The sequence below is a fragment of the Aliagarivorans marinus DSM 23064 genome, from assembly GCF_000429485.1.
Lineage (GTDB): Bacteria > Pseudomonadota > Gammaproteobacteria > Enterobacterales > Celerinatantimonadaceae > Aliagarivorans > Aliagarivorans marinus.
The window spans coordinates 12,422-38,704 of record NZ_AUBY01000014.1; the positions used below are offsets into that span (position 1 = coordinate 12,422).

Genomic DNA, 26,283 nt, shown 5'->3' on the forward strand with positions numbered 1-26,283 from the left:
AAGGACTGTGTTGTGATTGGCATTATCATGTTTTTGGTTGCGCTGCTGATGTTGCTCAGCGGTTTTCCGGTGGCGTTTGTGTTTGGCGGCGTGGCCTTGATCTTTGGCATCTTTGCCGAGGGCATCGACCTGTTCGCGTTTATGCCGTTCAGGATCATGAGCATTATGCAGAACTCGGTACTGATGGCGGTGCCGTTGTTTATCTTTATGGGCATTGTGCTGCAAAAGACCCGCTTGGCCGAGCAGCTGTTAGAAGCCATGGGCCAGTTGTTTGGCCGTGTGCGCGGCGGGGTGGCAGTGTCGACGGTGTTAGTGGGTGCGTTGCTGGCCGCTTCTACCGGCGTGGTGGGCGCCTCGGTGGTGGCGATGGGCGTCATCTCTTTGCCCGTGATGCTCAAATATAACTACGACAAGCGCTTAGCGACCGGGGTGATCTGTGCCTCAGGTACCCTTGGTCAGATCATTCCACCGTCGATTATCTTGATTATCCTTGGTGATGTGATGGGTGTGCCGGTGGGCGATCTGTTTAAGGCCGCTTTAGGTCCCGGCTTGGTGTTGGTGGCTGCATTGGTGATCTATGTATTGGCGGTGTCATGGCTTAAGCCCGGCACCGCGCCAGCCTTGCCCGCCGATGAAGATGCTGAAAGCCGTCGCCAACTATACTGGCGCGCCTTTAAGGCGATTGCCCCGCCGCTTACGCTGATTGTGGCGGTATTGGGCTCAATCTTTTACGGCATTGCCACCCCGACGGAGTCGTCGGCGATTGGCGGTATGGGCGCCATCTTACTGTCGGTGATCTATCGTCAGTTCTCGTGGAAGATCGTCTATGAAGCGGCCCTTGAAACGGTAAAAGTCACCTCGATGGTGTTCGCCATCTTTATCGGTGCGACGGCCTTCTCGATGGTGTTCTCCTACACCGGTGGTGAGGAAGTGATTGAAGAGATCATGACCAGCCTGCCGGGTGAGAAGTGGGGCTTTCTGATTCTGACTATGCTGGTCATCTTGATTCTTGGCTTCTTCATCGACTTTGTGGAGATCTCGTTTATCGTGGTGCCGATGCTCTATCCGGTGGCGGAAGTGCTGGGCATCGACCTGACCTGGTTTGCCATCTTGATTGCGATGAACCTGCAGACCTCATTCTTAACGCCGCCCTTTGGCTTTAGCCTGTTCTATCTCAAAGGGGTCGCACCGCCCGAGGTGGCGACCCGCGATATCTATCGCGGGGTGATGCCGTTTATTGCGCTGCAGATCTTGGTGCTGCTGAGCATCCTGATCTTCCCCGAGTTGTATGGCTTTAGCGCAGAGGCGCAGTCACCTTGGTAGCGTCCACACGTTAACTCATGCGCTCAGTACTAAAAAGCCCGGCATTGCCGGGCTTTGTGCTAACTAACGAGCTGGGAGTGCTTAGTTGTACTTGCCATCCCAGTTTGGCTCAATCGCCTTGATACGTTTTTCCAGTGGCGGGTGCGAGGCCAGCATGCTTACCGGACTAAAGTGGCTGAAGAACATATGGCTGGCTTGCGCCGCGCCGCCGTTTTGCATCTCACGCTCTTCTTTCGGTGCGTTATGGTATTGCGCGCCAATCAGTTTCAGCGCGCTGGCAATCCCTTGTGGGTTACGGGTGTACTGCACCGCCGAGGCATCGGCCAGATATTCACGCTGGCGGCTTACCGCAGCCTTAATGAACTTACCAAACACGCTACCCAGCGAGCCCACGACCATCAGGGCAATCCCCACTAGGGCTAGCTTGTTAGCATTCTTGTTGCGCGAGAAGCGGGTGAACAAGAAGATGCGATAGCCAATGGCACTAACAATAATCAGGCCAGCAACGGTTGCCATCAGCTTCATGTTCAGGCTCATATCGCCATTGAAGATGTGGCTGAACTCGTGGGCGATCACGCCTTGTAGTTGGTCACGGTTAAACGCTTCTAGTGCGCCACGGGTTACCCCAATCACTGCATCGTCGACGGTGTTACCGGCGGCAAAGGCGTTGATGGCGGTTTCTTCGAGGATGTACACCGGTGGCGTCTTGATGCCTGCAGCAATTGCCATCTCTTCGACTACGTTCAGTAGCACTTGCTCTTGGTGGTTCGTGGTGGTTTTGTCTACCAGTTGGCCGCCCAGAGACTCTGCAACCTTGGCGCCGCCCTCTTTGATGCTAAGCCATTTAAGGCCGCTGATGCCGGTGATCACCGCGCAGATAACCAGCACAAACAGCCAGAAGTCTGGCGTGGCCATGCCTTGGAAGTAGAACGAGGCCAGCTGACCTGCACTGTAGTAGCTCCAGCTATCAAAAGAGATCAGCATAAAGCCAAGGGTGTAGAGGATCACCACAATCCCGAATAGTGACAGGGCGAACAGTCCGACCAACTGTTTTGAGCGGTTCTTCGCCTGATCCTGTTGCGTAAAAAAGTCCATTAGAAGCTCACCTCAGGGGCCTTTTGCAGAGCGGCGCTGTCTTCAAACTCAAGCAGTTTGGCATCGGCAGAGTGGCCGAACATGCCTGCAAACACGACTGCTGGGAACTGTTGCTTGTACGAGTTGTAGCCGGTTACGGAATCGTTGTAGCCCTGACGCGCAAAGGCGATCTTGTTCTCGGTAGAGGTCATCTCTTCTGACAGCTGCATCATGTTCTGGTTAGCTTTTAGGTCTGGGTAAGACTCCATCACCATGTTGAAGCGGCCCATAGCCGCAGTTAGCTGCTTCTCAGCACCTGCTAGTTCAGCAATGCCGGCACCGGTTTGGTCGCCGCTGGCTTTGTTCAGGCCGCTCATCGCTTCGTTACGCGCCTTAACCACGGCTTCCAGAGTTTCTGACTCGTGCTTCATATAGGCTTTGGCTGCGTTTACCAGGTTCGGGATCAAGTCATAACGGCGTTTTAGTTGCACCTCAATTTGAGAGAAGGCGTTCTGGTAGCGATTGCGCATGGTCACCAGCTTGTTGAACATCGATACCAAAAAGAACAGTACGACGACAACGACCGCAAGGGCGATAAGAAGAGAAGAATCCACGGTATTTTCCTTATGTTGGATATAGTTATTTGTCTGTTTGGGAAAATACCATGAGTCCTCAGAATTATTTATTAAATCTATGTAAAGAAAGAAAAAAATGACAAAGAGTTGATGTGAATCAGAGCTTGTCGCGATGATGGTTGACCCCGTCTATCTGAGATCACCCTAGGCGTACGGCGAACAATTAGCCACAGGCTAAACACCCGTGGCTGAAGGATAGGAGTGGGCTCTCTGGCTTACAGCTTACAGCTTAAAGCTGCCGACCAACTTGGCCAGTTGATCGGCCAGCTGATTGAGCTGCTTGCTGGCATCCGACATCTGCGAGGCAGACTCGGTACTCAGCTGGGTGGTTAGGTTAATCTCATCGACATTGCCGTTAAGCTCGGCCACCACCGAGGATTGCTCTTCGGTGGCGGTGGCAACCTGAATGTTCATGTCTGAAATCAGGCTGATCCGTTTCGAAATCTCCTGCAGCGCGCCATAGGCATGCTCGGCATCGTCGGCCCCTTGGCTGCTCATCTCGGTGCTCTGTTCAATGGCGCTAACCGCATTGCGCGCTTGCTCTTGCAGGCGGTTAATCATCTGCTGAATCTCATCGGTCGACTCGGCGGTGCGACTGGCCAGGCTGCGCACTTCGTCGGCTACTACCGCAAAGCCTCGGCCCTGTTCGCCGGCGCGGGCCGCTTCGATGGCAGCATTCAGTGCCAGCAAGTTGGTTTGCTCGGAGATGCCCCGGATCACATCGAGGATCCCACCGATGGACTGGCTGCTCTCTGCCAGCGAGTCCACCACCTCAGCCACCTGGCGCATCTCTTCGGCAAGGTTGATGATGGTGTCGCGGGCCTTGACCACCACCTCTTGGCCGCGAGAGGACTCTTGCTCGGCATCTTGGGCGGCATCGGCTGCTTGTGAGGCGTTGCCGGCGATCTCATTCACCGTTGAGCCCATCTCGTTGATGGCGGTGGCGACTTGGGTGACCCGATCCTGCTGGTTATGGGCATTATCCAAGCTGCTTTGGCTTTGGTCTGCGACGCTACGAGAAGCGTCATTCAGCTGTTCACCGCTACTGGCGACTTGCTTGACCGAGTCGTGGATCTTGCCGATAAAGCCGTTAAAGCCACTGGCGAGCTGGGCCATCTCGTCGTTGCCGACCACTTCGAGCCGCTGCCTGAGATCGCCATCGCCGGCTCCCAGGTTTTGAAACACCGTGGCCAGCTGGCTAATCGGTCTGCTGATGCTATTAGCCAGCCAAAGCGCGACAAACACAAACAGCACCACCACCAGTAGGGTACTCAGCAGGATGTAACGGGTGGCTTTGTTGAGGGCGGCAAGGGCTTCAGCCTTGGGCAGCTCGGCCACCACATACCAGCCCATGGACTCAATGTAGCTGGTGGCCACCAACAGGTTCTTGCCTTGGCGTTTTTGCTCAATCAGCGCAAACGGGGCCTTGTTAGTCAGCGCGCTGGCTGCACTGCCATATTCGTCAACTAGGGTGAGTTTGCCCAGTTTGGATTCATCGCGATGGATGCGGATGGTGCCCTCGCCATCAACCAAGTAGACAAAGCCGCTCTGCTCGAGCTTGAAGCCATCCAAAAAGTTAATCATCTCACCCATGGTCTTGGAGACGCCCGCTAAACCTTTTCCGTTCACCTGTTGGTAGTTCAGGAACAGTTTGACGCCATCCGTGGACGAGGTGTAAACACTGACCATTTTCGGCTCACCAGAGCTGCGGAAGGCAAAGAACCAGCCATCCCGGTCAGGAGTCAGGGTTCGTAGAAAGCCCTCTTGATTCCAGTAGTTGGCGGTTTCGCGGTTGGATACTGAGGCATCGGCCAAGTTGTACTGACGCTTGGTATCGACTAGCAGGTCGACAACTTGCTGCTCGCCTTCTGGGTTGGTGGTCGTGGTGGTGCGCTCGAGGATCATCGGGTTGTTGGCTAAGCTTTCCGCGGCGCCAAGTAGCACGGTGACTTCGCGGTCGATGCGGTTGCGGATCTGCTTGAGCACGGCAGGTAGCTCGCGCTCTTGCATCCGCGATTCGATAACCTGCTTGGCTTGGTGTTGGCTCAGCCAGCCCACCAACAGGGTCGATGCCAGCACTGCGGTAATCATCGACAGCGTCAGCTTTTGGCGAATGGTTAAGTGTTTGATGTTCATCGCCCCTCCTTGGGCAACGGCGGGGAGCCCGCCGGTTACTTCCTTGTTTTCTATCAGGTTAGCTGAGCGATCTGTTTAGTGCCCAGCTTTTACCCTGCTTAGAACGAGGTGCGCTTGTACTGTCGATACTCAGGCTTCCAGAATGCACCCTCAATCGCCTGCTCCAGCGCCTGGTCGTCGATGCGTAGCGCGTGGCCTTCTTGCATCGCGGTTATCGCCACTTGGCGGGCAATCACCTTGCTGACCTGCTGAATGTCTTCCAGTGCCGGTAGCAGCGCGCCTTCACCGTTTTGCGCCAGTGGTGAGCACTCCGCCAGTGCGCGCGAGGCGCTCATCAGCATGCCATCACTGACCCGCTCGGCTTGTACCGCCAATACCCCCAAGCCGATGCCCGGGAAGATGTAGCTGTTGTTGCACTGAGCAATCGGGTAGCTGTTGTCGCCCAGTTGCACCGCGGGGAAGGGGCTGCCGGTAGCAACCAGCGCTTGGCCGTCGGTCCAGCGCAGAATGTCTTCTGGTAAGGCCTCTACGCGGCTGGTTGGGTTGGACAGTGGCAATACGATAGGACGGGCACAGTTGCTGTGCATGGTCTCGATCACTTCTTGGGTAAACACGCCCGGTGCGCCCGATACACCGATCAACACGGTGGGTTTGGCGTGGGTCACCACGTCCAGCAGCGACAGGCTGTCTTGTGCGGTTTGCCATTGCTGCTGCAGATCGGCAGGCTGGGCCAGGGGTTTCTGGAAGTCCAGCAGGTTTGGCATGTTGTCTTGCAGCAGGCCCCAGCGGTCAACCATGTACACCTGCGAGCGGGCTTGCGCCTCGCTGATGCCCTCTTCCTGCATCGCCATGATAATCGCCTCGGCAATACCACAACCGGCTGAGCCAGAGCCGACAAAGGTGACGCGCTGCTCGCTCAGTTTGCTGTTGGCCGCTTTACAGGCAGCCAGCAAGGAGCCCACGGTTACTGCGGCGGTGCCTTGGATATCATCGTTAAAGCAGCAGAACTTGTCTTTGTAGCGCTGCAGTACCGGCATGGCGTTCTTCTGGGCAAAGTCTTCGAACTGAATCAGTGCGTCAGGCCAGCGAACCTTAACCGCTTGCATAAACAGCTCAACGAACTCGTTGTACTCTTCACCGCTGATGCGCTTATGGCGCCAGCCCATATACATCGGGTCGTTCAGAAGCTGTTGGTTGTCGGTGCCCACATCCAGCACGATCGGCAGGGTGTAGGCCGGGCTGATCCCGCCACAAGCGGTATACAGCGATAGCTTACCGATAGGAATACCCATGCCACCAATGCCTTGGTCGCCCAAACCGAGAATACGCTCACCATCGGTGACCACGATAATCTTCACGTTGTGGCGAGTGGCGTTGTTTAACAACTCGTTAATGCGATGGCGGTTAGGGTAAGAGATAAACAGACCGCGTGAACGACGGTAGATATTAGAGAACTGTTCACAGGCTGCACCCACGGTTGGGGTGTAGATAATCGGCATCATCTCGCTGATGTGATCCTCTACCAAACGATAGAACAGGGTCTCGTTGGTGTCCTGAATGTTGCGTAGGTAGATATGGCGGTCCAGATCGGTGGTGAAGCCTTGATACTGCTGATAAGCGCGCTCTGCCTGCTCTTCAATACTCTCGATGTTCTCTGGCAACAACCCTTCCAGATTGAAGAAGATTCGCTCTTCCTGACTGAAGGCACTGCCTTTGTTCAGCAAGGGGGTTTCTAGTAATGCCGGACCGGCGTAAGGAATAAAAAGCGGGCGTTTAAACTCTTCCATTCACGACTCTCTGTTGGGGCTATTGAACATGCGGGGGCGCTATTCTTTCACAGCGAACTTACAAAATCACTACAAGCGGTGTGGTTGTTACAACAATATTAGCCTTTGCTTAGAGACTGTTGATATTTTCTGCAATTTTTTAACGGCGCGAGCCGAACAAAACGCTGTTACAGCTCGCGATAACGCTGACGAACAGCGCTTGGCATGGCTTGTAGTTGCTGCTCGATCAGCGCGCGTTGTAGCTGGTGCAAGCCGTTTACCTCTGCCTGTTCCGTCGTCGCCAAGGTGTAGGCAATGGCCTCCAAGGTTGACAGGCTATCGCTGCGCTTGGCCTTGCGAATGGTGTAGGCGCTGGCGGGGGCGTGAGCAAAGTGGAAGCTAGGCAGTGATTGCAACCAAGGGTTGAGCTGTAACAATTTGTGCGCTTTGCGCCAAGTGCCATCGAGAAACAGCCATGAGTCAATCTCTCCGACATCCGCCTGCTCGAGTGGCTGGCTCGCGAGGCTTGGGTAGATAAGGCCTACCCTGCGCATATCTGAGTTGGCGATAAACGCGGCGAAATCAGCGGGGCCTTCGCCATCTATCAGCTCACAGCGACTCAGTGACAAGGCGGCTAAATGGGCGGTCGCTTTGGCGTGCTGCTGCTCACTCGGATGGCGCAAGATAGTCACCGGACGCTGGTGCTGGAGCATGGAGATATCGGCACACAGGCAGTGGCTAAGTGGACGTTGGCAGTGAGGGCAGCGAGCGCGAGACATCAAGATAGCGTTGTAATGGCAAAGTGGCTAAAGGATATCGCCTTGTGTCTAGCAAGGCGACATTTTCAGGCCATTGAGCCAACTGTTTAGCTCCGGTGGACAGCTATAGGCGCAATGCCGATAACAAGGGAGCTCGCCCATACTTTGTGGCCAGGCTTTCAGCGTGCCGTCGGCCAGGCGTGATTCCACGCTGATCTCTGGCAGTACCGCCCAGCCGAGTCCGGCTTGCAGGGCATCTAGCAGCAAGCCCTCGCCATCAAACAGGCAATGGATATCCCTTGGGTTGGCGATATCAAACAGGCACAGATGGCCGTCGAAGCGCTGCGGCTTAACCAGCTGAGGGTGGGCCACTTTAACCAGTTTGAGTGACTGCCACAGGCTGCTATGCCATGGAGGATCGCTGTTGGGAGGCTGAGCCGAGAACGAGAAGAACACGTCGCACAGGGGGTTGTGGCTCACCGCCACCTGCAGGTGGGGATAGCGCTGACTAAGCTGGCGCAACACCAAGGTCAGCAGTGGGCTGGGAAACCATGCGGCATAGCCAAGCTGTAGCTGCTGTGGGGTGTTATTCAGCGCATGCTCGACTTGCTGCAGGCTCTGTTGGTAGAGCAGCTCGATAAGCTGAGCCTGCTCGATTAGCCCCAGTCCACACGGGCTTAGGTGATAGTGACCATCGCGCACCACAAACAGCTCGGCGCCAATCAGCGCCTGTAAGTCTTGTAGCTGGCCTTCGATCTCTGCGGCGCTGGAGGTGCTGTAGCGACTGGCTTGAGGCGGAGAGCCATGCTCAGCCACGAGTCTTAGCGCGGTCAGTTGGGCTTGGTTAGCCAGCAGTGGTTTACTCATGGCTGGATACCCCAAGCAGATTCAGGCAATGGACAAACTGGGCATCACGCCGGTGGCTAAGCCACATCAGTTCGATATTGAGCTTGTTGGGCACATAGTGATTGTCCAGTCGCAGCTCGGTTAAGCGCCCGGAATTGAGGGCATGATTGAGCCAATGGCGTGGCGCGATGGCCCAGCCCTCGCCCAGCACCAGTAGGTCGTTTAGCAGATCACGCTGATTGACCTGCCAATGGTTGAGCGGGTTAAGCAGCAGGTAGTCGGGCAGGCTGCTGATATGTAGCTGACGAAACTGCAGCACCTGCTCAATGCTGAGCTGCTGGCGCTTGGCTAGCGGATGGCTGGGTGCGCAGGCCCAGCATACGCTCATCGAACAAAACCGCCGTGACTGGGTACGCGGTGGCTTTTGCTGCTCGGCCAGGCGCAGCAACATATCCGCCTCGCCTTGCTCTAAGGCCGAGACCAGGTTTTCGTTGGGAAGCTGACGTAGTACGAACTCTTGTAGCGGCAACTCAGAGAGTAGCTTGGGATAGAAGTTTAGCAGCGCCTGGCTTGGGACCAGCTCGTCCATCGCCAACACAAGCTCCGCGTTATGTCGCTGTGGTGGGCGCTGGCTGAAATGGCCGAGGGCTTTATTCAGGGCTTGGGCGTGGCTAAACAGTTGTCTGCCGAGCTGGTTGAGTTGGGCGGTGCGGCGATCAACTAACTGACACTCGAGGGTTTTTTCCAGTGCTTGAGTGGCAGGCCCCATTAACCCTGCGGCACGTTGCTGATGGCGCTCGACCAATTGGGCGAAGGCGACCAGCTGTTCCATCGGAGGTTGTGACATGGGGCTCTCTGCAAGACGTTTTTATAAGGCTAGCAGAGATTTATCGGTAGTTCTGATAGTACGCGCCCCGAACAGCAAGAGTGTGCGCTTGTCCTAGAAGCGGTAACGTACACCTGCGTTTACTTCCAGCTTCATGGCGGTGTCCTCCAGCAGATAGGCAATCGGTTGTGCCTCTGCATAGAACACGAAGTTGTCGACCTGGGTTTTGATGCCGAAATTGCCGCGGATGCCGAAGCTATGCTTGTTGCTGTCGCGGTACTTGGCACCGTAGCCCCAGTAAAGATGCTGTGGGTTCTGGTTGAAGCTATGCAACTTATCCAGAGACAGTGCAAAGTTGTCGAGGCCTACATTGACCCGCAGATCATGATGCAAGATCCCGATACCGGCGTCATCGCCAAGGTAAGCGCCAAGCTCTAAGGCCTGGGCCGAGGTGCAAAGTCCAAGTCCGCAGACTACCGCTAAACAGTGCTTTTTCATGGAAGGTCCGATTAATCAACTGTGCAAAAAGAGCGCATTCTAGAGCGAGGGCGGAGCCGTGAAAATACTGGTACTAATTATGCAGAGAATTTCATAGAGCAGTAATCAGTGACAATGTAACGATTTCTGTACAACTTGAGCAAACACTGAGGAGTATGTCTATGGCTGTTGCAGTAGCTTCTGGTGAATGGGGCCGTTTCTTACAAACCGGCATTATGCAGCGTTTTCTTGACGCCCGAGAGCGTTACACGGCGGGCGCCTGTAACCCGAGCTTTGAGTGTGGGGTTGTTCGCCCGGATGAGGTTTGCATTAGTGCGCTTCAGCACGCCTACCTACAAGGCGAAATCGGAATCAAAGACCTTCAATACTGGCGGGCTGTGCTTGATCGCGACTAAGCAGCTTTTGTAGGTTTTGTCGCTGCGGCTTAAGGCTGCGCAAAGGCGGCAGCTCATAGTAGCGCACCGGCAGTTTGAGTCCGGCGAGCTGTTGGCGCAGGTGGGCCTCTAACTCGTTGTAGTTGAGCCCGGCGGCTAACTGTACGAAGGCAACTGGCCGATGGCCATACTCTGGGTTGGGCTGGGGGAGTACCACCGCTTGTTCGATGGACGGGTGCTGCAGTAGCACCTGTTCGATCTCTTCTGGCTGGATGTTCTCTCCACCGCTGATAAACATATTGCTGCTGCGGCCAAAGATCTGCAGGTCGCGGCCTTGCACCTCGCCGCGGTCGCCGCTGTTAAACCAGCCTTCGCCATCTTCCGGGCGCTTAATCCCCTGTGCGCCCCAGTAACCCATAAACAAGGTCTCGCCTTTGAGATAGAGCTCGCCATTCACCTGCTTAGCTTGGCGGAACGGCAATACCTGGTAGTGCTCATGGATCCGGTGGTTGCGGGTGGCGATCTGTGAACACAGCTCAGAGCTGCCGTAGGAGCTATACACCTCAAAGCCGCGGTTGATCGCCTGCTCCAGCAGCGACTCCTCGCAGCTGGCACCGCCAATCAGTAGCTTGCGCAGTGGCAGTTGGGTGGGGTTAAAACCGGGATCGCGTAGCAAACGGTACAACTGAGTAGGCACCAGCGACAAATGGGTGATGCCCTGTTTCGCCAAAAGCTGGGTATTGAGGTTATGGCTGCTGGTAACCACTGCCGCGCCGGCTATCAGGCAGCGCCACAAGATGGCTTGACCGCCAATGTGGAACAGCGGCAGCGACAACAACCAGCGCTCACCCGGTTTCAGGCTCAGCCCCTGATTGGAGCCCAGCGCACTAAAGAAGTGATTGCTCCAGCTATGTACCACGGCTTTCGGGGCGCCGCTTGAGCCGGAGGTAAACACCACGCTACTGGCTTGCTTGCCGTTTAGCTGGGCAGGTAAGGTAATACTCCCTTCGCCTGCCTCTTCGCCATAGCCGAGCGTCAGCGCTTGCAGGCCCGGTAGCTGGTGGTCATCGCTCCAGTAAAAGCGTGCGCCTAGCTTGGTCGCCATCGCTTCTAACGCGCTTTGTGGCTGGTGGAAGCTCAGTGGGCAGAAGATGGCCCCAAGCTGCAGGCAGGCCAGTTGCAACAGTAGTTGGGCAGTAGCCTTGTTGCTGATCACCACCACCGGATCGCCCGAGCTTACCCCTTGTCGCTCTAAGCTGGCGCACAGCTGGGCAACTTCGTCGGCCAATTGGCGGAAGCTGTAACTGCGTTGATCGTTGAGCAAAGCGAGGGCGTTGCCATCATGCTGGCAGCGGAACCAAAGCGGGTTGTGATGAGGGAGCAATGCGTTCATGGGGCGCATTATGCCCCATGACGCGTGCAATGTCCTAGCCGTTAGTAAGCAAAAGGGCCAGACCGGTGCCAGCAGAAGCGGCAGAGCTGAGTTTCAGCAGCAGATTAGACAGCATGCCGCGCTCGATGCCGCGACCAGCGAGGTGGCCAAGGCTTAGCAAGGTGGTTGAGCTTAGCAGGAAGCCAACAAAGAACTGGGTAGTGGCTGCGCCGCCCGGGGCTTCTGCGCCATGGGCCAAGCCATGCATTGCCGCCAGACCTGCCAGCAGTGGCAACAGGGCGTAGCTGTTTAGCTTAAGAACGCGTGCCGCCAGCGCCGCCAGAATGATCAGTGACAGGGCCAAGGTGGCTTCAAACATCGGTGGCAACCAGCCAAGCTGACCGATCATCGCCGCGATAAGAAAGCTACCCAAGCCAAGCAGCAGGGTGCGGCTTAGGGTCAGCTGACGCGCCGCCAGCAGGCCAATCAAGCTTAGGGCAAACAGGTGATCGACACCGGTGAGTGGGTGCATCAGGCCAGACCAAATGCCGTGGTGGTCGCCGTTGTGCGCCCAGGTCGGTGCGCTCATCAGGCTCAGTAGCAGTGCAACGATTGCATGTTTCATGGGGTTCTCCTTACCTTATTTGCTGAGCGCAGCTGACTCTTCCAGCATGCCTTGCTCGATAATGAAATTGATGATCTCTTGTAGGCCTTGGCCGCTTTTCAGGTTGCTGAAGACAAACGGGCGATCGCCGCGCATCTTCTTGGCATCGCGGTCCATCACCTCGAGTGACGCACCCACGATGGGGGCCAAGTCGGTTTTGTTGATGATCAGCAGGTCAGATTTGGTGATACCGGGGCCGCCTTTGCGGGGGATCTTGTCGCCAGCGCTCACGTCGATAACGTACAGGGTCAGATCGCTCAGCTCCGGGCTAAAGGTGGCACTAAGGTTATCGCCGCCGCTCTCTACCAGCACCAGGTCCAAACCCGGGTGGCGCTTTTGCAGCTCGGCAATCGCCGCCAGGTTCATTGAGGCATCTTCACGGATGGCGGTGTGCGGGCAGCCGCCGGTCTCCACGCCAAGGATGCGGTCTTCTTCCAATGCTTCGTTACGCAGCAGGAACTGGGCATCTTCCTTGGTGTAGATGTCGTTGGTGACCACGGCCAGATTAAAGCGGTGGCGCAGCTCGCGGCACAGGTTGGTGAGAAGTGCAGTCTTGCCCGAGCCGACCGGGCCGCCGACACCGACGCGTAGGGTTTGTTTGTTGCTCATAATATTTCCTTGGCTCTTCTATGCCTTTTGTTCACGAGCGGAACAAGCGACAGTATTGGGTTTCGTGCAGGCTGCTGGCCATACTTAAGGCGGGCAGCGAGCCGGCAATCTCAGAGTCATTCAGACTCAATCCTTGATGACGCGCCTGCGGCAACAGCGGCAGCAGATCGTTCAACAGTAGCTGGCAGGCGGTTTGCCCCAAGGGGAGGGTTTTGCCTGCCACGGTTAATTGGTTTTCCAGCCAGCTCCACAGGTAGCCATCAGTCAGGGCATCCAGTGGGATCTGCCAGTGGCAACCGGCGGCGGCGAATACCGCCGTCCAGCTGTAGTCCTCGCTGGGGAGCTTGTCGAAGGTAGCCGGCGCCACGCTGCGCAGTAGCTCGCGCAGGGCGCGTCCCATCTGCAAGTCTTCCAGCTCCAGCTCGGCGGTTTCCCGGCTGGCAATCAGGCGTAGATTCCAGCGTTCGAACTCGCAGTAATCGCCTTGCTGCCAAGCGTGATAAAGCCTTGCCAGAATAGGTAGGTCCAGCTGCGCCAGCCCTTCAGTCAGTACCCCTTGCAGCCAGCCGCGTAGCTGCTCAGGGTTGCTGACCCAGCCCTCTTCGATGGCAAACTCCAAGCCTTGCGAGTAGGCAAAGCCGCCCACTGGTAGCGAGGGGCAGGAGAGGCGCAGCAGCTGTAGCTGCGCCAGACCGGGCTTAAACTGAGCGCTATCCATTAATGGCTATGTCCCGTTGGCAGATGGCTGTGGTAGGCACCGCTCTCTGGTTCAAACGGCGCTTGATGTTGCTCGCAGCGCAGGCCGTAGATCTCCACCAGATCCTGCAGCACATGGTCGGGCTGGAAACGCAGCCAGTTATCGCCGATCTGTAGCGGAGTGTGGCGGTTGCCGAGGTGGTAGCACACCCGGGCGAAGATCAGCGGATCGTCGGCATAGGCGGTAACCACTTCTTCGGCGGCGCTTTTCACTTCGATCAGCTCGCCGCTTTCGGCTTGCAGCACCTGGCCGTCTTGCAGCACTTGGCCACGTGGCAGGAACAGGCCAACCTCAACTTCGTCGGTGGTCAGCGCTTTGAAGCGGGCCTTTTTGCGCAGGTCAAAGCTCAACTCCAGCTGGTGGCGAGCTTTTTCATGACAGTGTTTGAGGCATTGATAGACCTTTAACATGGGTGCTCCTAAAACAAAAAGTAACGCTGAGCTAGCGGTAGCTCAGTGGCAGGCTCGCACTCCAGCAACACGCCATCGGCCCGCACCTCATAGGTCTGGGAGTTGACCTCCATCTTGGGCTGGTAGCTGTTGTGGATCATGTCGGCCTTGCTGATAGTGCGGGTGTTCTTACAGGCGATAACCTGACTCTCCAGCCCCAATACCCGGTCGATGTTGGCTTCTAGTGCAGCTTGGCTAACAAAGCTGATACGGGTCTGCTTCATGGCCTTACCGTAGCTGCCGAACATCGGACGGTAGTGCACCGGCTGGGGAGTGGGGATCGAGGCGTTCGGATCGCCCATCGGTGCTGCGGCAATCGCACCACCTTTAATAATCATCGACGGCTTCACGCCAAAGAAGGCCGGCTTCCACAGCACCAAGTCGGCCAGTTTGCCCACTTCCACCGAGCCCACTTCCTCGCTGATCCCGTGGGTAATCGCAGGGTTAATGGTGTATTTGGCCACATAGCGCTTGGCGCGGAAGTTATCGCAACCGAGGTCTTGGTCTTCCGGCAGCAGGCCGCGCTGCACCTTCATCTTGTGGGCGGTTTGCCAGGTACGGCAGATCACCTCGCCCACCCGGCCCATCGCTTGTGAGTCTGAGGCGATCATCGAGAACGCGCCCAAATCATGCAGGATGTCTTCCGAGGCGATGGTCTCTTTGCGGATGCGCGAATCGGCAAAGGCCACATCTTCAGGGATGGCCGGATCGAGGTGGTGACAGACCATCAACATGTCCAGATGCTCATCCACGGTGTTGACCGTGTAAGGGCGGGTTGGGTTGGTGGACGATGGCAGCACGTTGGGCAGCTCACAGGCGGTGATAATGTCGGGGGCATGGCCGCCGCCAGCGCCTTCGGTGTGATAGGTGTGGATCACCCGGTCTTTAAAGGCGGCCAAGGTGTCTTCTACAAAGCCGGACTCGTTCAGGGTGTCGGTGTGGATGGCCACCTGCACGTCATAGCGCTCGGCCACTTCCAGACAGTTGTCGATGGAGGCCGGGGTGGTGCCCCAGTCTTCGTGTAGCTTAAGGCCCATGGCGCCGGCTTGCAGCTGCTCTTCCAGAGGGCGCGGTAGGCTGGCGTTACCCTTACCGAGGAAGCCGATGTTCATCGGAAACTCTTCGGCGGCTTGCAGCATCTTGCCTAAGTGGAAGGCACCCGGAGTACAGGTGGTGGCGTTGGTGCCCGTGGCAGGGCCAGTACCGCCACCGATCATGGTGGTGGTGCCTGACATCAGCGCCTCTTCAATCTGCTGTGGGCAGATAAAGTGGATGTGCGAGTCAACGCCGCCGGCGGTCAAGATCTGGCCTTCGCCGGCAATCACTTCGGTACCGGCACCAATGTTGATGTCGATGTTATCTTGAATGTCCGGGTTACCGGCCTTACCGATGGCCATAATACGGCCATCTTTGATGGCCACGTCGGCTTTGACGATGCCCCAGTGATCGAGGATCAGGGCGTTGGTAATCAGGGTGTCCGGCACCTTGTTGGCACCGGCCTGGCTTTGGCCCATGCCATCGCGGATTACCTTACCGCCGCCAAATTTCACTTCGCTGCCGTATTGGGCAAAGTCTTTCTCTACTTCGATGATCAGTTCGGTGTCGCCGAGGCGAACTCGGTCGCCCACGGTGGGGCCGAACATCTCGGCATAAGCGCGCTTATCCATGCTGCTCATGATTGCTCTCCTTGTTCGTCATCATCGATCTGCTCGCTTTTGTCCAGATCGCCCATTACCTCACCGCGGAAGCCAAAGACTTCACGATCGCCGGCCAGTGCTACCAGCTCAACGGAGCGGTGTTGGCCGGGCTCGAAGCGCACGGCGGTGCCGGCAGGGATGTTCAGACGAAAACCACGTGCCGCGGCGCGGTCGAACAGCAGCGCGGGATTGGTTTCGGCAAAATGGTAGTGCGAGCCCACTTGGATGGGGCGGTCGCCACTGTTAGATACTTCGACCTCGATGGTCGCCAAGCCGACATTCAGTTCGATCTCACCGGCTTCAATAATCAGTTCTCCAGGGATCATGCTCTGCTCCTTAGGGGATGGGATTGTGAACGGTGACCAGCTTGGTGCCATCGGGGAAGGTGGCCTCAACCTGAACCTCATGGATCATCTCGGGGATGCCGTCCATTACTTCCTCACGGCTGAGCAGGGTGCGCCCCCAACTCATCAGCTCGGCAACGCTGCGGCCTTCGCGGGCACCTTCAACGATCTGAGCGGAGATATAGGCAACAGCTTCCGGGTAGTTCAGTTTCAATCCCTTCTCTTTGCGCCGTTCGGCCAGCAAGAAGGCGCTGAATAACAGCAGCTTATCTTTCTCTCTTGGGCTTAATTCCATAGCTCTATCCTCAGGTATTCCAAATCCGTGGCGGGCTGGCGGGGCGTCCCATTACAGAAGGACGCAGTACTTGCCAGCTGGCTTTAAAGTGATCCATGGCCCGATCGGCGCGATCCCCCAGATAGCGCAGCACCAGTAGTCCGCGGATCAGGGTCAGGGCCAAGGCCTTGTCGTCAATCATGTCACGCAGCTGTTGTTGGATTTGTTGCTGCTCGGTGTCACTTAGGTGATCCACCGTGGCCAACATACAGGCGTAGACGGTTTTGCCGGCTAATGCGGCGGGGTTGTTCAGGCTACTGGCGGCATCGATACGGGTATGCTCCAGCAGCAGTGGGCGCTCGCCGCGCCACACTTCAATACTTTGCTTAAGGCTGCCTTCTGTCAGCGGGTGGTTGCCCGCTTGGCGGCCCAGGCAGGTGATCTCCCAGGCGATTAAGCGAGCGCCTTCGGCCAAGTCGAAACGAGAATGCAGCTCGCCCTGCGCGCCGTCGAACACAATAGTCTCTGGCGGTAGCCACTCCAGTTGGCTGTCGGCGGCCAAACTAAACTGCTGCTGTTGGATCTGTGCCTGGCGCAGTTTGTTGGAACGATAAACCTTGCCCGATGAGGGCGTGGTCAGCAGCACTTGGCTCGCTTCAGCGCAATCTACCCCGATACGCAGATGGTCGCCGGCGACCAAACCACCGGGCGGATGCAACAGATAACAGTGACAGGCGCTGTCGTCAGCAGGGAAAAAAGGACGCTGAACGCGCAGTGGTCCCTGACTATGGTTATGCAGTAGCCGGGTCTTGCCCACAAGTTGTGCAAAACCGAGATCTAAACGGGCAGGCCAGCTGCGCAAGCTGGTCTCGGTCTGCGCTTCCATTTGCTCAATAACATCCATTGGACGAGGTATTTCCTGCTTTTTTTAGAATTTTTATTCGAAATCGGACTACCACCAAGGGGTAGACCTATAGATAAGAGCAAAGACTAAGCCAGCTTTGAAGAAGGGCGCGGTTTCTGCCTTTACTGAGTTTATCAATAGCTTATTTAATGAGGTGGGCACCATATTGGTGCGATATTTCCTGCTTTTGTGCACCACAGTGGTGCTTTGTGAGTTTTTGCTCATTTTGGTGCAAGCTGCTGATTCTTCGCGCCTTTATTGTGCAGTTTTCACTGAATAATTATGTCCCACATGCGACTAAAGTCGCGTCAGCTCTGGGCTGAGGGGATCTGGCACAGAGTCTGCTCCAGCCTGATTAGCCTCGCTGTCGAAGAGCTAGCGTTCGATAGCGGCAAACACACATAAAAAAGGACTTTAACCATGACACAACAGAAACAACACTCTTCTCGCTGGAGCAAACAGCTGGCCGCTTCAGCTATGGCTTTGGCGCTCACCTCCGGTATGTCGCTGGCTCAAGCAGCAGAAACCATCAAGGTTGGGGTATTGCACTCGCTGTCAGGCACCATGGCTATCAGTGAAACCACCTTGAAAGATACCGTACTGATGATGGTGGAAGAGCAGAATAAGGCCGGTGGCTTGCTAGGTAAGAAGCTCGAGCCGGTTGTGGTTGACCCTGCCTCTGACTGGCCGCTATTCGCCGAGAAAGCGCGCGAACTGCTGGAAAAAGAGCAGGTAGATGTGATCTTTGGTTGCTGGACGTCGGTATCGCGTAAGTCGGTATTGCCAGTGGTTGAAGAGCTGAACGGCCTGCTGTTCTACCCGGTACAGTACGAAGGCGAAGAGAGCTCTAAAAACGTATTCTACACCGGCGCTGCGCCAAACCAGCAGGCTATCCCAGCAGTGGATTACCTGATGGGCGAAGAAGGTGTTGAGCGCTGGGTATTGGCGGGAACCGACTACGTTTACCCACGTACCACCAACAAGATCTTGGAAGCCTACCTGAAAACTGCCGGTGTGGCTGACGAAGACATCATGATCTCTTACACCCCATTCGGTCACTCTGATTGGCAGACCATCGTATCTGACATCAAGAAGTTCGGTGAAGCGGGCAAGAAGACTGCAGTAGTGTCCACCATTAATGGTGATGCCAACGTGCCGTTCTACAAAGAGCTGGCTAACCAAGGCATCGCTGCGGAAGACATTCCTGTTGTGGCCTTCTCGGTGGGTGAAGAAGAGCTATCTGGCTTTGATACCGCGCCGCTGGTCGGTCACTTGGCCGCTTGGAACTACTTCCAAAGCGCCGATAGCGAGCTGAATGAAGAGTTCATCGGTGCGTGGCAGAGCTTTATCGGCTCCGAAGAGCGCGTAACTAACGACCCAATGGAAGCGACCTACATCGGCTTCAAGATGTGGGCAGAAGCGGTTGAGAAAGCCGGCTCTGTGGAAGTTGACAGCGTACGTGACGCCATGTACGGCATTACCGTACCTAACCTGACCGGTGGCTACGCGGTAATGAACACCAACCACCACCTGACCAAGCCAGTACTGATCGGTGAGATCCAATCTGACGGTCAATTCGACGTGGTATGGCAAACTGCTGGTGGTGTAATCGGTGATGCATGGACCGATCACCTGCCAGAGAGCGCCAACCTGGTGGCTGACTGGACCGCGCCGATCTCTTGCGGCAACTTCAACATCACTACCTCTCAGTGTTCTGGCCAAAACTACTAATCCCAGTAGTTAGCTAGCCAAGCCTTAAGTCGGGGCAGCCTTGCTGCCCCGCTTCTAAGCGCACGCCAGTGCGCACACATAAAGTAGTTTCACCAGGAGAGGTTGTCGTGAAAACTATGCTAAATAAACTGCTCGGTCTTGTTGGACTGGTTGTACTGAGCTTCGGCGTACTCGCCGACGATTGGCAACAAGCCGCCAGCGGCCTGACCGGAAAAAGCAGTAACGATAAACTGGCAGCGATTGAAGCCATGCTGGAGTTTGATGATCCGCGTAATGCGGTCGCGCTTCAAGGCATGTTGGATGCTGAGCTTTACTACGTGAAAGCCGATCGCCAGCTGGTTATTGCAACGAAGAGTGGCAGGAGCTTCCTGCTTACCGATCTACAGGGCGAGTCCCTCGGTGAAGTAGCCAAATCAAAAATAAAACGGATTACCGTTAACAACAGAATACGTCGCGAGATCCGCTCGGGTCTGGCAATGATGGCCCTGGCTGGCCCCGATGAAGATGCTCGCTTTAGTGCGGTGCGCTCGTTGATGGCCAACGTAGAGGCCGAACAGCTCCCCTTAGTTGAGCAGCGCTTAGTCGCTGAAACCAGCGCCAAGGTGCAGGACAAACTGCGCGAGCTGCAAGCGATTATCTTGTTGGAAAATGGCGATGATGCCCAGCGCCAGAGCTCGGCAGAGTTTCTGGGCGGGCGTATGGACGCCCCTTCGCGTAACGCGCTGTTGCGGGCTCAAGCCGACGAGCAAAACGCTGAGGTATTAGCGGCGATCAATGAGTCGGTGGCGCGTAACCAGCAGCTACTTAAACTCAATCGCGCTGCCGAGAACCTGTACTTCGGTCTGAGCTTAGGCGCAGTGCTGCTATTGGCGGCGGTTGGTCTGGCGATCACCTTCGGCGTGATGGGCGTGATCAACATGGCCCACGGCGAGATGATCATGCTGGGCGCCTACACCACCTATGTGGTGCAGCAGCTGATGCCGGGGCATATCGAGCTTTCCTTGGTGGTGGCGATCCCTGCGGCCTTCTTGGTATCGGGCGCCATGGGCGTGCTGATTGAACGTGGGATTATTCGCTTCTTATACGGCCGACCTCTGGAAACCCTGCTAGCGACCTTTGGTCTGAGCCTGGTGCTCCAGCAGTTGGTGCGCAGTATCTTTGGCCCACTTAACCAAGCGGTAATCACCCCGCAGTGGCTGAGCGGCTCGCTGGAGATCAACGGCGTGCTGGCGCTGACCTATAACCGCCTCTACATCATTATCTTCAGCTTTATGGTGGTCGCCGCGCTGTGGCTGCTGATCAGCAAGACCTTCTTCGGCCTGCAGGTACGCGCGGTAACGCAAAACCGGGCAATGGCCAACGCCATGGGTATTCGTTCCTCGTGGGTAGATGCCATGACCTTTGGTTTGGGTTCAGGCGTTGCCGGTATTGCCGGTGTGGCACTCAGCCAGCTAACCAACGTTGGTCCTAACCTTGGCCAGAACTACATCATCGACTCGTTCATGGTGGTGGTGTTCGGTGGTGTGGGCAACCTGTTCGGTACCGTGGTGGCTGCGATGACCCTTGGGGTGGCCAACAAGCTGGCAGAACCGTTTACCGGTGCGGTACTGGCGAAGATTTTGGTGCTGGTATTTATCATCCTGTTTATTCAAAAACGTCCTCGGGGCATGTTCGCTCTGAAAGGCCGCATGGTGGAGGACTAAGCGATGAGTCGTTCTATTATCGTATCTTTTCTGATGCGCGATAAGGTGGGCAATGCCCTGCTGGCGGTGCTACTGGCACTGGCGATTATCGTGCCGTTTTGTAGCTTGGTGTTTGAGCCGGGCGATACCTTTTATCTGTCATCGTATTGGGTGACCTTGCTGGGCAAATACCTGTGCTACGCCTTGCTGGCGGTTGCGGTGGACTTGGTGTGGGGCTACTGCGGTATCTTGAGCCTTGGCCACGGCGCCTTCTTTGCCCTCGGCGGCTACGCCATGGGCATGTACCTGATGCGTCAAATTGGTGAACGTGGGGTGTACGCCAACCCGCTGTTGCCAGACTTCATGGTGTTCCTGAACTGGACTGAGCTGCCTTGGTATTGGCAGGGCTTTGATATGTTCGGCTTCGCCATGCTGATGGTGCTGTTGGTGCCGGGCGCTCTGGCCTTCCTGTTTGGTTTTTTGGCCTTCCGCTCGCGGGTGACCGGGGTGTATCTGTCGATTATCACCCAGGCACTGACCTACGCGCTGATGCTGGCCTTCTTCCGCAATGACATGGGCTTTGGTGGTAATAATGGCCTGACTGACTTTAAAGATATCTTGGGCTTTAACCTGCAGCATCCGGGCACCCGGGCCGCGCTGTTTAGCCTGAGCGCCTTGGCGCTGGCTGGTGGCTATCTGCTGTGTCGTTTTATTGTTAACTCCAAGCTGGGCCGAGTACTGATTGCGATCCGTGATAGCGAAAGCCGTACCCGCTTTATTGGCTATCGGGTGGAGCGCTTTAAGCTGTTTGTGTTTGTGGTTTCCGCCATGTTGGCGGGTGTTGCCGGTGCGCTGTATGTGCCGCAAGTGGGCATCATCAACCCGGGCGAGTTTGCGCCGCTGAACTCGATTGAGAGCATCGTTTGGGTAGCGGTCGGTGGTCGTGGCACCTTGTTTGGCGCGATCTTCGGCGCGTGGATGGTGAACTTCGGTAAGACCTGGTTTACCGGTGCCTTCCCCGAGCTGTGGCTGTTCTTCCTAGGCGGCCTGTTTGTGGTAACTACATTGTGGCTACCCAAGGGTGTGGTGGGGCTGAGTGCTCAGTTGAGCAAGATGCGCCGCAGCAAGGCGGCTTCAGTGGCTGTTAGTGAAAAATCGCCGGTTCAAGCGCAAGCTGTTGAGGCTGAGCCACAGCCTCAGCAAGCGTCTCAGGTAGCGCCGGAGCCGGAACAGCAAGCTGAGCCGACCCCCAAGAACCTTGATCAAGGAGCCGCCAATGTCTAAGCCAAAGCATATTCCACAGAATACCCTGCTGTATGTGGATGGCGTCACCAAGAGCTTCGACGGCTTTAAGGCGCTCAACAGCCTGTCGCTGATTATGGAACCCGGCGAGATGCGGGCGATTATCGGCCCCAATGGTGCTGGTAAAACCACCATGATGGATGTGATCACCGGAAAGCTCCGCCCCGATGAAGGCATCGTGATGTTCGAGCAAGACATCGACCTGACCCAGCACGACGAGGCGGAAATCGCCAACTTAGGGATTGGTCGCAAGTTCCAAAAGCCCTCGGTGATTGAAAACCTGACGGTATTCGAGAACCTCGAGCTGGCGCTCTCTGGCGGCCGCGGGGTGTTCCAATCGCTGCTACATAAGCTGAGTAACCAGTCCTTTGGCCGCATCGAAGAGGTGCTGGAGTTGATCCGCCTGCAGGACAAGCGCAGTTGGCTGGCCGGCTCACTCTCACACGGCCAGAAGCAGTGGCTGGAGATCGGTATGTTGATTATGCAGGAGCCGCGCTTGCTGCTGATCGACGAACCGGCAGCCGGGATGACCGATGAAGAGACCGCGCTGACCGCCGAGCTGTTTAAGCAGCTGGCCCAAGACCACTCGCTGGTGGTGGTGGAGCACGATATGGACTTTGTGAAAGCGCTGGATTGCCCGGTAACCGTGTTGCACGAGGGCTCGGTGCTGGCACAAGGCACGCTGGAGCAGGTTCAACAGAACCAACAAGTGATTGAAGTGTATCTGGGGCGCTAGGGGAATATATGTTAGAAATTGCTAATGTAGATAGCCACTACGGTGCCAGTCAGGCGCTGTATGGTATCGATCTAAAGGCCGAGCTGGGCCAAATCAGCTGTGTGTTGGGGCGCAATGGTGTGGGCAAGACCACGCTGCTGCGTTCGCTGGCCGGACAGCAACGTATCTCAGGCGGCGAGATCCGCTTTGAAGGCAAGGACATCAGCAAACTCTCGGCGGCGCAGCGCGCCAAGCTGGGGATTGCGATTGTGCCGCAGGGGCGGGAGATCTTCAGCCAACTGACGGTGCTGGAGAACCTGAAAACCGGCTTCTCGGTCCTGCCAAAATCTGAGCGAGTAATCCCCGATGAGATCTACCGTCTGTTCCCGGTGCTGAAAAAGATGCTGGGCCGACGTGGCGGCGACCTCAGCGGTGGTCAACAGCAGCAGCTGGCGATTGCCCGGGCACTGGTGATGCAGCCCAAGCTGTTGATGCTCGATGAACCCACCGAAGGGATCCAACCTTCGATCATCAAGGACATCCAACGGGTGCTGGCCCACCTGCGTGACCGTGGCGATATGGCCATCGTGCTGGTGGAGCAGTACTTCGACTTCGCTGTTGAGCTGGCCGATCACTACACCGTGCTGGACCGGGGCAATGTGGTGCTGCAAGGCGACAAGCAAGCGGTTGATCCTCAGCAAGTGAAGCAGTGGATGAGCGTATAGTCCGCTTTGATGCTCAATAAAGGCCCTGCTAACAGCAGGGCCTTGTTGTATCTGAAGGCGGTTTTGTTTGACCCAGTCGCGCTTATTGGCAGGAACTTTGGACAGCCTTGTCATTCTCCCCCTAGTATTGAGCTGACGCTCGCTATCGTTGGAGGCCGTGATGCGCCAGCTCAACTCCTTACTCTCTGTTCGCTATCGTGGCTGGTTACGCTTTACGGTCAGCGCCTATGCCCTGTTGGGCAGCCTGGCTTTGTTATCGCAGGCCTTGTCGGGGGCATTCCAGGTATCGGATATGATCACCCGCTTGGGGCCGTTTCCACTGAGCTTCCCTTGGGCGCTTAGCCTGTTCTTTGTCAGTGTACTGGCGGCCTATTCGCTGCTCTACGCCAGCCGTCATGGCATGTGGTTACTGCGAGCTTGTGCACTGGCCTATCTGCTTGATCGAGCGCTGGCGCCCCAGCTAAACCTGCCGCTACTACTGGCTATCTTTGAAGCTTTGCACCTGCTGTGTCTGGCCATGCTGCTCTACCTGTCATGGAAACTTGAGCACCGCCCGAGTCCGCAAGTCGAACAACTGGTGGCAACGTTGCAGCAATCGCAGCAAGAGTCGGCCGCCGAGAGCGAGCAGGAGCCTGAGGAGGCTGCCAGTAACCCTACCAATACCGCCACCACCACAGAACAGGATGATGCCAGCCGCAGTTAGCGGCCGAGCCGCTGCATAGCTGCCAAGATATGGGTAGGATACCAATCTACATAAGTAACTGATCATTCTTGCTGGTTAAAATCATCGATGACAGCGTCAACGCTTTTGTAATTAGTCCACTAGTTACGGCAAGCGCCTCCTCGCCCTCAATGATTTTCCCTGCGCAATATCTGATCATTAACTTATCCAGATTGGTATAATGGTGAGCTTTTCAGAAAGTTATCAAAAGACGTATGGCACGAAACAATCAGCGCCGCCGGGCTAAAGGGTCGGCAGGCAGTAACAAGAATAACGGCGCAGAGTTTATTACCAAATACCAGCAGAAAGCGGATGTCCATTGTCTGCCTTCAGGTCTGATGTATCGGGTGATTGAGCAGGTGGAAGGGCCGACCCCAACCGAGTTCGACACGGTGACGGTGAACCAGCGCATCTTGCTGGCCGACGGTGCGGTAATTGCAGATACCTACAAAGAAAGCCTGCCAGATAAATACTCGTTACAAGAAGCGATCCCCGGTCTGCGCGAAGGCCTGCAGCTGATGCCGCTGGGCTCTCGCTATGAGTTTGTGATCCCGCCTGAGCTGGCGTGGGGACGCAAAGGTAATGGCAGTGGGATTGGCCCTTACGCAGTGATGGTGGTGGACGCTCGTCTGCTTAAGTTCGAGTAACTCACTCGACCCCTAGGGTTTCTAACAGTCGGGCTTGGTCGAAATAGCGTTTGCCGACAAAGGCGATGGCATGATCGCCCAAGCGGCGCAGGCTACCCGCATCGGCAACCCCCATCGGCCAGAAAAACCAGCGCTCTGGGCGCTGTGAGCCGGGCACGATCCCCTCGCGGTTAAACGCGCTCTTAAATGAGTAGTTAGGCAAGCTCTTATCAGAATTGTTCGGCGCTGGGCTCTCGCTAAGCTGATACAGCCTATCCCAAGGCAGCGCCGTGAGTGCAATCGCTTGGCTGGCAGAGCTCGGCTCGCTGGCCGCTGCTACCCCAACGATATGATGCTCATCCGCAGATACCTGTAGCCTGACCGGCAAAGCGCTGGTCACTCGCTGCATCATCACCGGCTCGCCCTGCGCCTGCGCCGTGTAGCCGCGCCCCTCGGGTAGCATCAACTGATACCAGCAGCCACAGAGGTGCACGCTGTCCATGGCCAACAGCTCACCGCGCTGGTCGAGATGGATGCGAAACAGCAGGGCGTCGTGCTGCCCCGCCACCCAATCAAAACGACTCAGCTTGGGCCGCTCGCTAAACCACAACAGATAGTTCAGTTGAGTGGTGGTCTGCCGGTGATGCCGGCCAAAGCTGACAAAGTGGTAGTAACTGGGCTTATCGGTATTTACCGTAAGTTGCTCGTCTTGAATATATTCAACCCGACCCGGCTGATTGGCGGGATCTCGGGCCGCGATCTGCCACTGCGGCGCATAGGCCATGGCCAGTTGCTGCCACTGTGCGGCGCTAAACTGGGGCAGGCCTAGCGCATCGGCTGTTGGCCATGGAGGCGCGATTGCGTGGTCGTCAGGCAGATAAAGGGCATCGTCTTGGCTGTGGATATGCGCTTGCCAGTCGGCCGTAAGGCGCGCTTGCTCCTTCTCAACGGCATGTTTAAACGGCCCCTTGAGTAAGGGATACAGGCCAAGTACCCGCGCCCAGTCTTGATAATCGTCGTCCGGCTCTTGGCCTTGCAGCTGACTAATGGTGTGTTGCCATTGCTGTTGATAGGTTGATTGCTGCTGCTCTAAGCAGTGTGTAAGTGGTAACTCACTTTGTGGCGCTTGAGTGGCTAGTCGCGACTCCCAAGCGAGCTGCTGCTCAGGGGAAAGCTGGGCCCACTCCAGTTGCCATGCACGCTTGGCCAGCGCCGCCATGTAAGCGATCAGCGCCTGTGCCTGAGGCTGCTCGAGTGGCTCTGTCAGCCAGCTCTCGACAAAGCGATCGCTGCGCAAAGCGGGTAGGTTGTCGATGGAATTGCCGAGGCTAATGCCGATATCGCGGTGGATCTGCTGCTCTAGCGCTTCTAACGCTTGATGGCAGTCGAGGGGAGCGGGTGGTCGGCTGCTGCAAGCGGCGAGCAGTGCGCTGGTGAGTATCAGTGCCATCCGCCAGAGCATTGCTACCCGCCAG

General features: G+C 56.5%; 27 protein-coding genes. 9 read left to right on the forward strand and 18 right to left on the reverse strand.

Features of this window, described 5'->3' with window-relative positions; genetic code table 11:
• Positions 1–12 precede the first annotated feature (12 nt).
• A complete protein-coding gene (locus G461_RS0105245; RefSeq protein ID WP_026959762.1) occupies positions 13–1,323 on the forward strand; it encodes a TRAP transporter large permease in 1,311 nt (436 codons plus the stop codon).
• Positions 1,324–1,404: 81 nt separating this feature from the next.
• On the opposite strand, the gene G461_RS23375 is transcribed toward G461_RS0105245, so the two are convergent.
• From G461_RS23375 to G461_RS0105285, 8 genes are all read right to left on the reverse strand, one after another.
• On the reverse strand, positions 1,405–2,418 hold the full coding sequence (locus G461_RS23375) for a M48 family metallopeptidase (RefSeq protein ID WP_051333372.1): 1,014 nt from the start codon (positions 2,416–2,418) through the stop codon (positions 1,405–1,407).
• Positions 2,418–3,011, reverse strand: a complete 594-nt coding sequence (locus tag G461_RS0105255) for a LemA family protein (protein ID WP_026971039.1) — start codon at positions 3,009–3,011, stop codon at positions 2,418–2,420. The genes G461_RS23375 and G461_RS0105255 overlap by 1 nt, the downstream gene beginning before the upstream one ends.
• A 243-nt stretch (positions 3,012–3,254) precedes the next feature.
• Entirely contained in the window at positions 3,255–5,168 is a 1,914-nt protein-coding gene (locus G461_RS0105260) for a methyl-accepting chemotaxis protein (RefSeq protein ID WP_026971040.1), read from the reverse strand.
• 98 nt (positions 5,169–5,266) lie between these two features.
• On the reverse strand, positions 5,267–6,955 hold the full coding sequence (locus tag G461_RS0105265; protein ID WP_026971041.1) for an NAD-dependent malic enzyme: 1,689 nt from the start codon (positions 6,953–6,955) through the stop codon (positions 5,267–5,269).
• Between the two features lie 167 nt (positions 6,956–7,122).
• A complete protein-coding gene (locus G461_RS0105270; protein WP_026971042.1) occupies positions 7,123–7,713 on the reverse strand; it encodes a tRNA-uridine aminocarboxypropyltransferase in 591 nt (196 codons plus the stop codon).
• Positions 7,714–7,761: 48 nt separating this feature from the next.
• Entirely contained in the window at positions 7,762–8,559 is a 798-nt protein-coding gene (locus G461_RS0105275) for a LysR family transcriptional regulator (protein ID WP_026971043.1), read from the reverse strand.
• Positions 8,552–9,385 carry a LysR family transcriptional regulator gene (locus G461_RS0105280; protein ID WP_084429022.1) on the reverse strand — a complete coding sequence of 278 codons (834 nt, stop codon included), beginning with the start codon at positions 9,383–9,385 and terminating at the stop codon, positions 8,552–8,554. The genes G461_RS0105275 and G461_RS0105280 overlap by 8 nt, the downstream gene beginning before the upstream one ends.
• A gap of 93 nt (positions 9,386–9,478) precedes the next feature.
• Positions 9,479–9,862, reverse strand: coding sequence for a hypothetical protein (locus G461_RS0105285; protein WP_026971045.1), 384 nt, complete (start codon positions 9,860–9,862; stop codon positions 9,479–9,481).
• A 161-nt stretch (positions 9,863–10,023) separates the two neighbouring features.
• Here G461_RS0105285 and G461_RS25810 point away from each other — a divergent pair, with 161 nt between their 5' ends.
• Positions 10,024–10,257: a hypothetical protein gene (locus G461_RS25810; protein WP_026971046.1), complete on the forward strand. Its 234-nt coding sequence runs from the start codon at positions 10,024–10,026 to the stop codon at positions 10,255–10,257.
• On the opposite strand, the gene menE is transcribed toward G461_RS25810, so the two are convergent.
• Genes menE through G461_RS0105335 form a run of 9 tightly spaced genes read right to left on the reverse strand, consistent with a single transcriptional unit; the run spans position 10,214 to position 17,306 of the window.
• Complete coding sequence (gene menE / locus G461_RS23380) at positions 10,214–11,629, reverse strand: o-succinylbenzoate--CoA ligase (protein WP_051333373.1); 1,416 nt, start codon at positions 11,627–11,629, stop codon at positions 10,214–10,216. The genes G461_RS25810 and menE overlap by 44 nt on opposite strands.
• Positions 11,630–11,663: 34 nt before the next feature.
• Positions 11,664–12,233 carry a HupE/UreJ family protein gene (locus tag G461_RS23385; RefSeq protein WP_051333374.1) on the reverse strand — a complete coding sequence of 190 codons (570 nt, stop codon included), beginning with the start codon at positions 12,231–12,233 and terminating at the stop codon, positions 11,664–11,666.
• Between the two features lie 15 nt (positions 12,234–12,248).
• A complete protein-coding gene (gene ureG / locus G461_RS0105305; protein ID WP_026959753.1) occupies positions 12,249–12,881 on the reverse strand; it encodes an urease accessory protein UreG in 633 nt (210 codons plus the stop codon).
• Between the two features lie 31 nt (positions 12,882–12,912).
• Positions 12,913–13,599: an urease accessory protein UreF gene (locus G461_RS0105310; RefSeq protein ID WP_026971047.1), complete on the reverse strand. Its 687-nt coding sequence runs from the start codon at positions 13,597–13,599 to the stop codon at positions 12,913–12,915.
• Entirely contained in the window at positions 13,599–14,048 is a 450-nt protein-coding gene (gene ureE / locus G461_RS0105315; protein ID WP_026959751.1) for an urease accessory protein UreE, read from the reverse strand. The genes G461_RS0105310 and ureE overlap by 1 nt, the downstream gene beginning before the upstream one ends.
• 8 nt (positions 14,049–14,056) lie before the next feature.
• Positions 14,057–15,763 carry an urease subunit alpha gene (gene ureC / locus G461_RS0105320; RefSeq protein ID WP_026959750.1) on the reverse strand — a complete coding sequence of 569 codons (1,707 nt, stop codon included), beginning with the start codon at positions 15,761–15,763 and terminating at the stop codon, positions 14,057–14,059.
• Positions 15,760–16,110 (reverse strand): urease subunit beta, encoded by a 351-nt coding sequence (locus G461_RS0105325; protein ID WP_026971048.1) that lies wholly within the window; start codon positions 16,108–16,110, stop codon positions 15,760–15,762. The genes ureC and G461_RS0105325 overlap by 4 nt, the downstream gene beginning before the upstream one ends.
• 10 nt (positions 16,111–16,120) lie before the next feature.
• A complete protein-coding gene (gene ureA / locus G461_RS0105330; protein WP_026959748.1) occupies positions 16,121–16,423 on the reverse strand; it encodes an urease subunit gamma in 303 nt (100 codons plus the stop codon).
• Between the two features lie 10 nt (positions 16,424–16,433).
• Positions 16,434–17,306 carry an urease accessory protein UreD gene (locus G461_RS0105335; protein WP_051333375.1) on the reverse strand — a complete coding sequence of 291 codons (873 nt, stop codon included), beginning with the start codon at positions 17,304–17,306 and terminating at the stop codon, positions 16,434–16,436.
• A 477-nt stretch (positions 17,307–17,783) separates the two neighbouring features.
• Here G461_RS0105335 and urtA point away from each other — a divergent pair, with 477 nt between their 5' ends.
• From urtA to G461_RS0105375, 7 genes are all read left to right on the forward strand, one after another.
• Entirely contained in the window at positions 17,784–19,037 is a 1,254-nt protein-coding gene (gene urtA / locus G461_RS0105340) for an urea ABC transporter substrate-binding protein (protein ID WP_157360247.1), read from the forward strand.
• Between the two features lie 116 nt (positions 19,038–19,153).
• Positions 19,154–20,740 (forward strand): urea ABC transporter permease subunit UrtB, encoded by a 1,587-nt coding sequence (urtB, locus tag G461_RS0105345; protein WP_035479453.1) that lies wholly within the window; start codon positions 19,154–19,156, stop codon positions 20,738–20,740.
• Positions 20,741–20,743: 3 nt separating this feature from the next.
• Entirely contained in the window at positions 20,744–22,003 is a 1,260-nt protein-coding gene (urtC, locus tag G461_RS23390; protein WP_035479455.1) for an urea ABC transporter permease subunit UrtC, read from the forward strand.
• The gene (gene urtD, locus G461_RS0105355) at positions 21,996–22,757 is read left to right on the forward strand and encodes an urea ABC transporter ATP-binding protein UrtD (RefSeq protein ID WP_026959743.1); all 762 of its coding nucleotides are present in this window, start codon (positions 21,996–21,998) and stop codon (positions 22,755–22,757) included. The genes urtC and urtD overlap by 8 nt, the downstream gene beginning before the upstream one ends.
• An 8-nt stretch (positions 22,758–22,765) precedes the next feature.
• Entirely contained in the window at positions 22,766–23,461 is a 696-nt protein-coding gene (gene urtE / locus G461_RS0105360) for an urea ABC transporter ATP-binding subunit UrtE (RefSeq protein ID WP_026971052.1), read from the forward strand.
• A 160-nt stretch (positions 23,462–23,621) separates the two neighbouring features.
• The gene (locus tag G461_RS0105365; protein WP_026971053.1) at positions 23,622–24,164 is read left to right on the forward strand and encodes a hypothetical protein; all 543 of its coding nucleotides are present in this window, start codon (positions 23,622–23,624) and stop codon (positions 24,162–24,164) included.
• A gap of 221 nt (positions 24,165–24,385) precedes the next feature.
• Complete coding sequence (locus G461_RS0105375) at positions 24,386–24,829, forward strand: FKBP-type peptidyl-prolyl cis-trans isomerase (protein ID WP_281171857.1); 444 nt, start codon at positions 24,386–24,388, stop codon at positions 24,827–24,829.
• A 1-nt stretch (position 24,830) separates the two neighbouring features.
• On the opposite strand, the gene G461_RS0105380 is transcribed toward G461_RS0105375, so the two are convergent.
• On the reverse strand, positions 24,831–26,258 hold the full coding sequence (locus G461_RS0105380; protein ID WP_026971054.1) for a hypothetical protein: 1,428 nt from the start codon (positions 26,256–26,258) through the stop codon (positions 24,831–24,833).
• Between the last annotated feature and the right edge of the window lie 25 nt (positions 26,259–26,283).

Bases quoted from the DNA above. Each gene is read 5' to 3' on its own strand.
- G461_RS23375 (WP_051333372.1), bottom strand. From the start codon at position 2,418: ATGGACTTTTTTACGCAACAGGATCAGGCGAAGAACCGCTCAAAACAG.
- G461_RS0105260 (WP_026971040.1), bottom strand. From the start codon at position 5,168: ATGAACATCAAACACTTAACCATTCGCCAAAAGCTGACGCTGTCGATG.
- G461_RS0105265 (WP_026971041.1), bottom strand. From the start codon at position 6,955: ATGGAAGAGTTTAAACGCCCGCTTTTTATTCCTTACGCCGGTCCGGCA.
- G461_RS0105270 (WP_026971042.1), bottom strand. From the start codon at position 7,713: ATGTCTCGCGCTCGCTGCCCTCACTGCCAACGTCCACTTAGCCACTGC.
- G461_RS0105275 (WP_026971043.1), bottom strand. From the start codon at position 8,559: ATGAGTAAACCACTGCTGGCTAACCAAGCCCAACTGACCGCGCTAAGA.
- G461_RS0105280 (WP_084429022.1), bottom strand. From the start codon at position 9,385: ATGTCACAACCTCCGATGGAACAGCTGGTCGCCTTCGCCCAATTGGTC.
- G461_RS0105285 (WP_026971045.1), bottom strand. From the start codon at position 9,862: ATGAAAAAGCACTGTTTAGCGGTAGTCTGCGGACTTGGACTTTGCACC.
- G461_RS25810 (WP_026971046.1), top strand. From the start codon at position 10,024: ATGGCTGTTGCAGTAGCTTCTGGTGAATGGGGCCGTTTCTTACAAACC.
- menE (WP_051333373.1), bottom strand. From the start codon at position 11,629: ATGAACGCATTGCTCCCTCATCACAACCCGCTTTGGTTCCGCTGCCAG.
- G461_RS23385 (WP_051333374.1), bottom strand. From the start codon at position 12,233: ATGAAACATGCAATCGTTGCACTGCTACTGAGCCTGATGAGCGCACCG.
- ureG (WP_026959753.1), bottom strand. From the start codon at position 12,881: ATGAGCAACAAACAAACCCTACGCGTCGGTGTCGGCGGCCCGGTCGGC.
- G461_RS0105310 (WP_026971047.1), bottom strand. From the start codon at position 13,599: ATGGATAGCGCTCAGTTTAAGCCCGGTCTGGCGCAGCTACAGCTGCTG.
- ureE (WP_026959751.1), bottom strand. From the start codon at position 14,048: ATGTTAAAGGTCTATCAATGCCTCAAACACTGTCATGAAAAAGCTCGC.
- ureC (WP_026959750.1), bottom strand. From the start codon at position 15,763: ATGAGCAGCATGGATAAGCGCGCTTATGCCGAGATGTTCGGCCCCACC.
- G461_RS0105325 (WP_026971048.1), bottom strand. From the start codon at position 16,110: ATGATCCCTGGAGAACTGATTATTGAAGCCGGTGAGATCGAACTGAAT.
- ureA (WP_026959748.1), bottom strand. From the start codon at position 16,423: ATGGAATTAAGCCCAAGAGAGAAAGATAAGCTGCTGTTATTCAGCGCC.
- G461_RS0105335 (WP_051333375.1), bottom strand. From the start codon at position 17,306: ATGGATGTTATTGAGCAAATGGAAGCGCAGACCGAGACCAGCTTGCGC.
- urtA (WP_157360247.1), top strand. From the start codon at position 17,784: ATGGCTTTGGCGCTCACCTCCGGTATGTCGCTGGCTCAAGCAGCAGAA.
- urtB (WP_035479453.1), top strand. From the start codon at position 19,154: ATGCTAAATAAACTGCTCGGTCTTGTTGGACTGGTTGTACTGAGCTTC.
- urtC (WP_035479455.1), top strand. From the start codon at position 20,744: ATGAGTCGTTCTATTATCGTATCTTTTCTGATGCGCGATAAGGTGGGC.
- urtD (WP_026959743.1), top strand. From the start codon at position 21,996: ATGTCTAAGCCAAAGCATATTCCACAGAATACCCTGCTGTATGTGGAT.
- urtE (WP_026971052.1), top strand. From the start codon at position 22,766: ATGTTAGAAATTGCTAATGTAGATAGCCACTACGGTGCCAGTCAGGCG.
- G461_RS0105365 (WP_026971053.1), top strand. From the start codon at position 23,622: ATGCGCCAGCTCAACTCCTTACTCTCTGTTCGCTATCGTGGCTGGTTA.
- G461_RS0105380 (WP_026971054.1), bottom strand. From the start codon at position 26,258: ATGGCACTGATACTCACCAGCGCACTGCTCGCCGCTTGCAGCAGCCGA.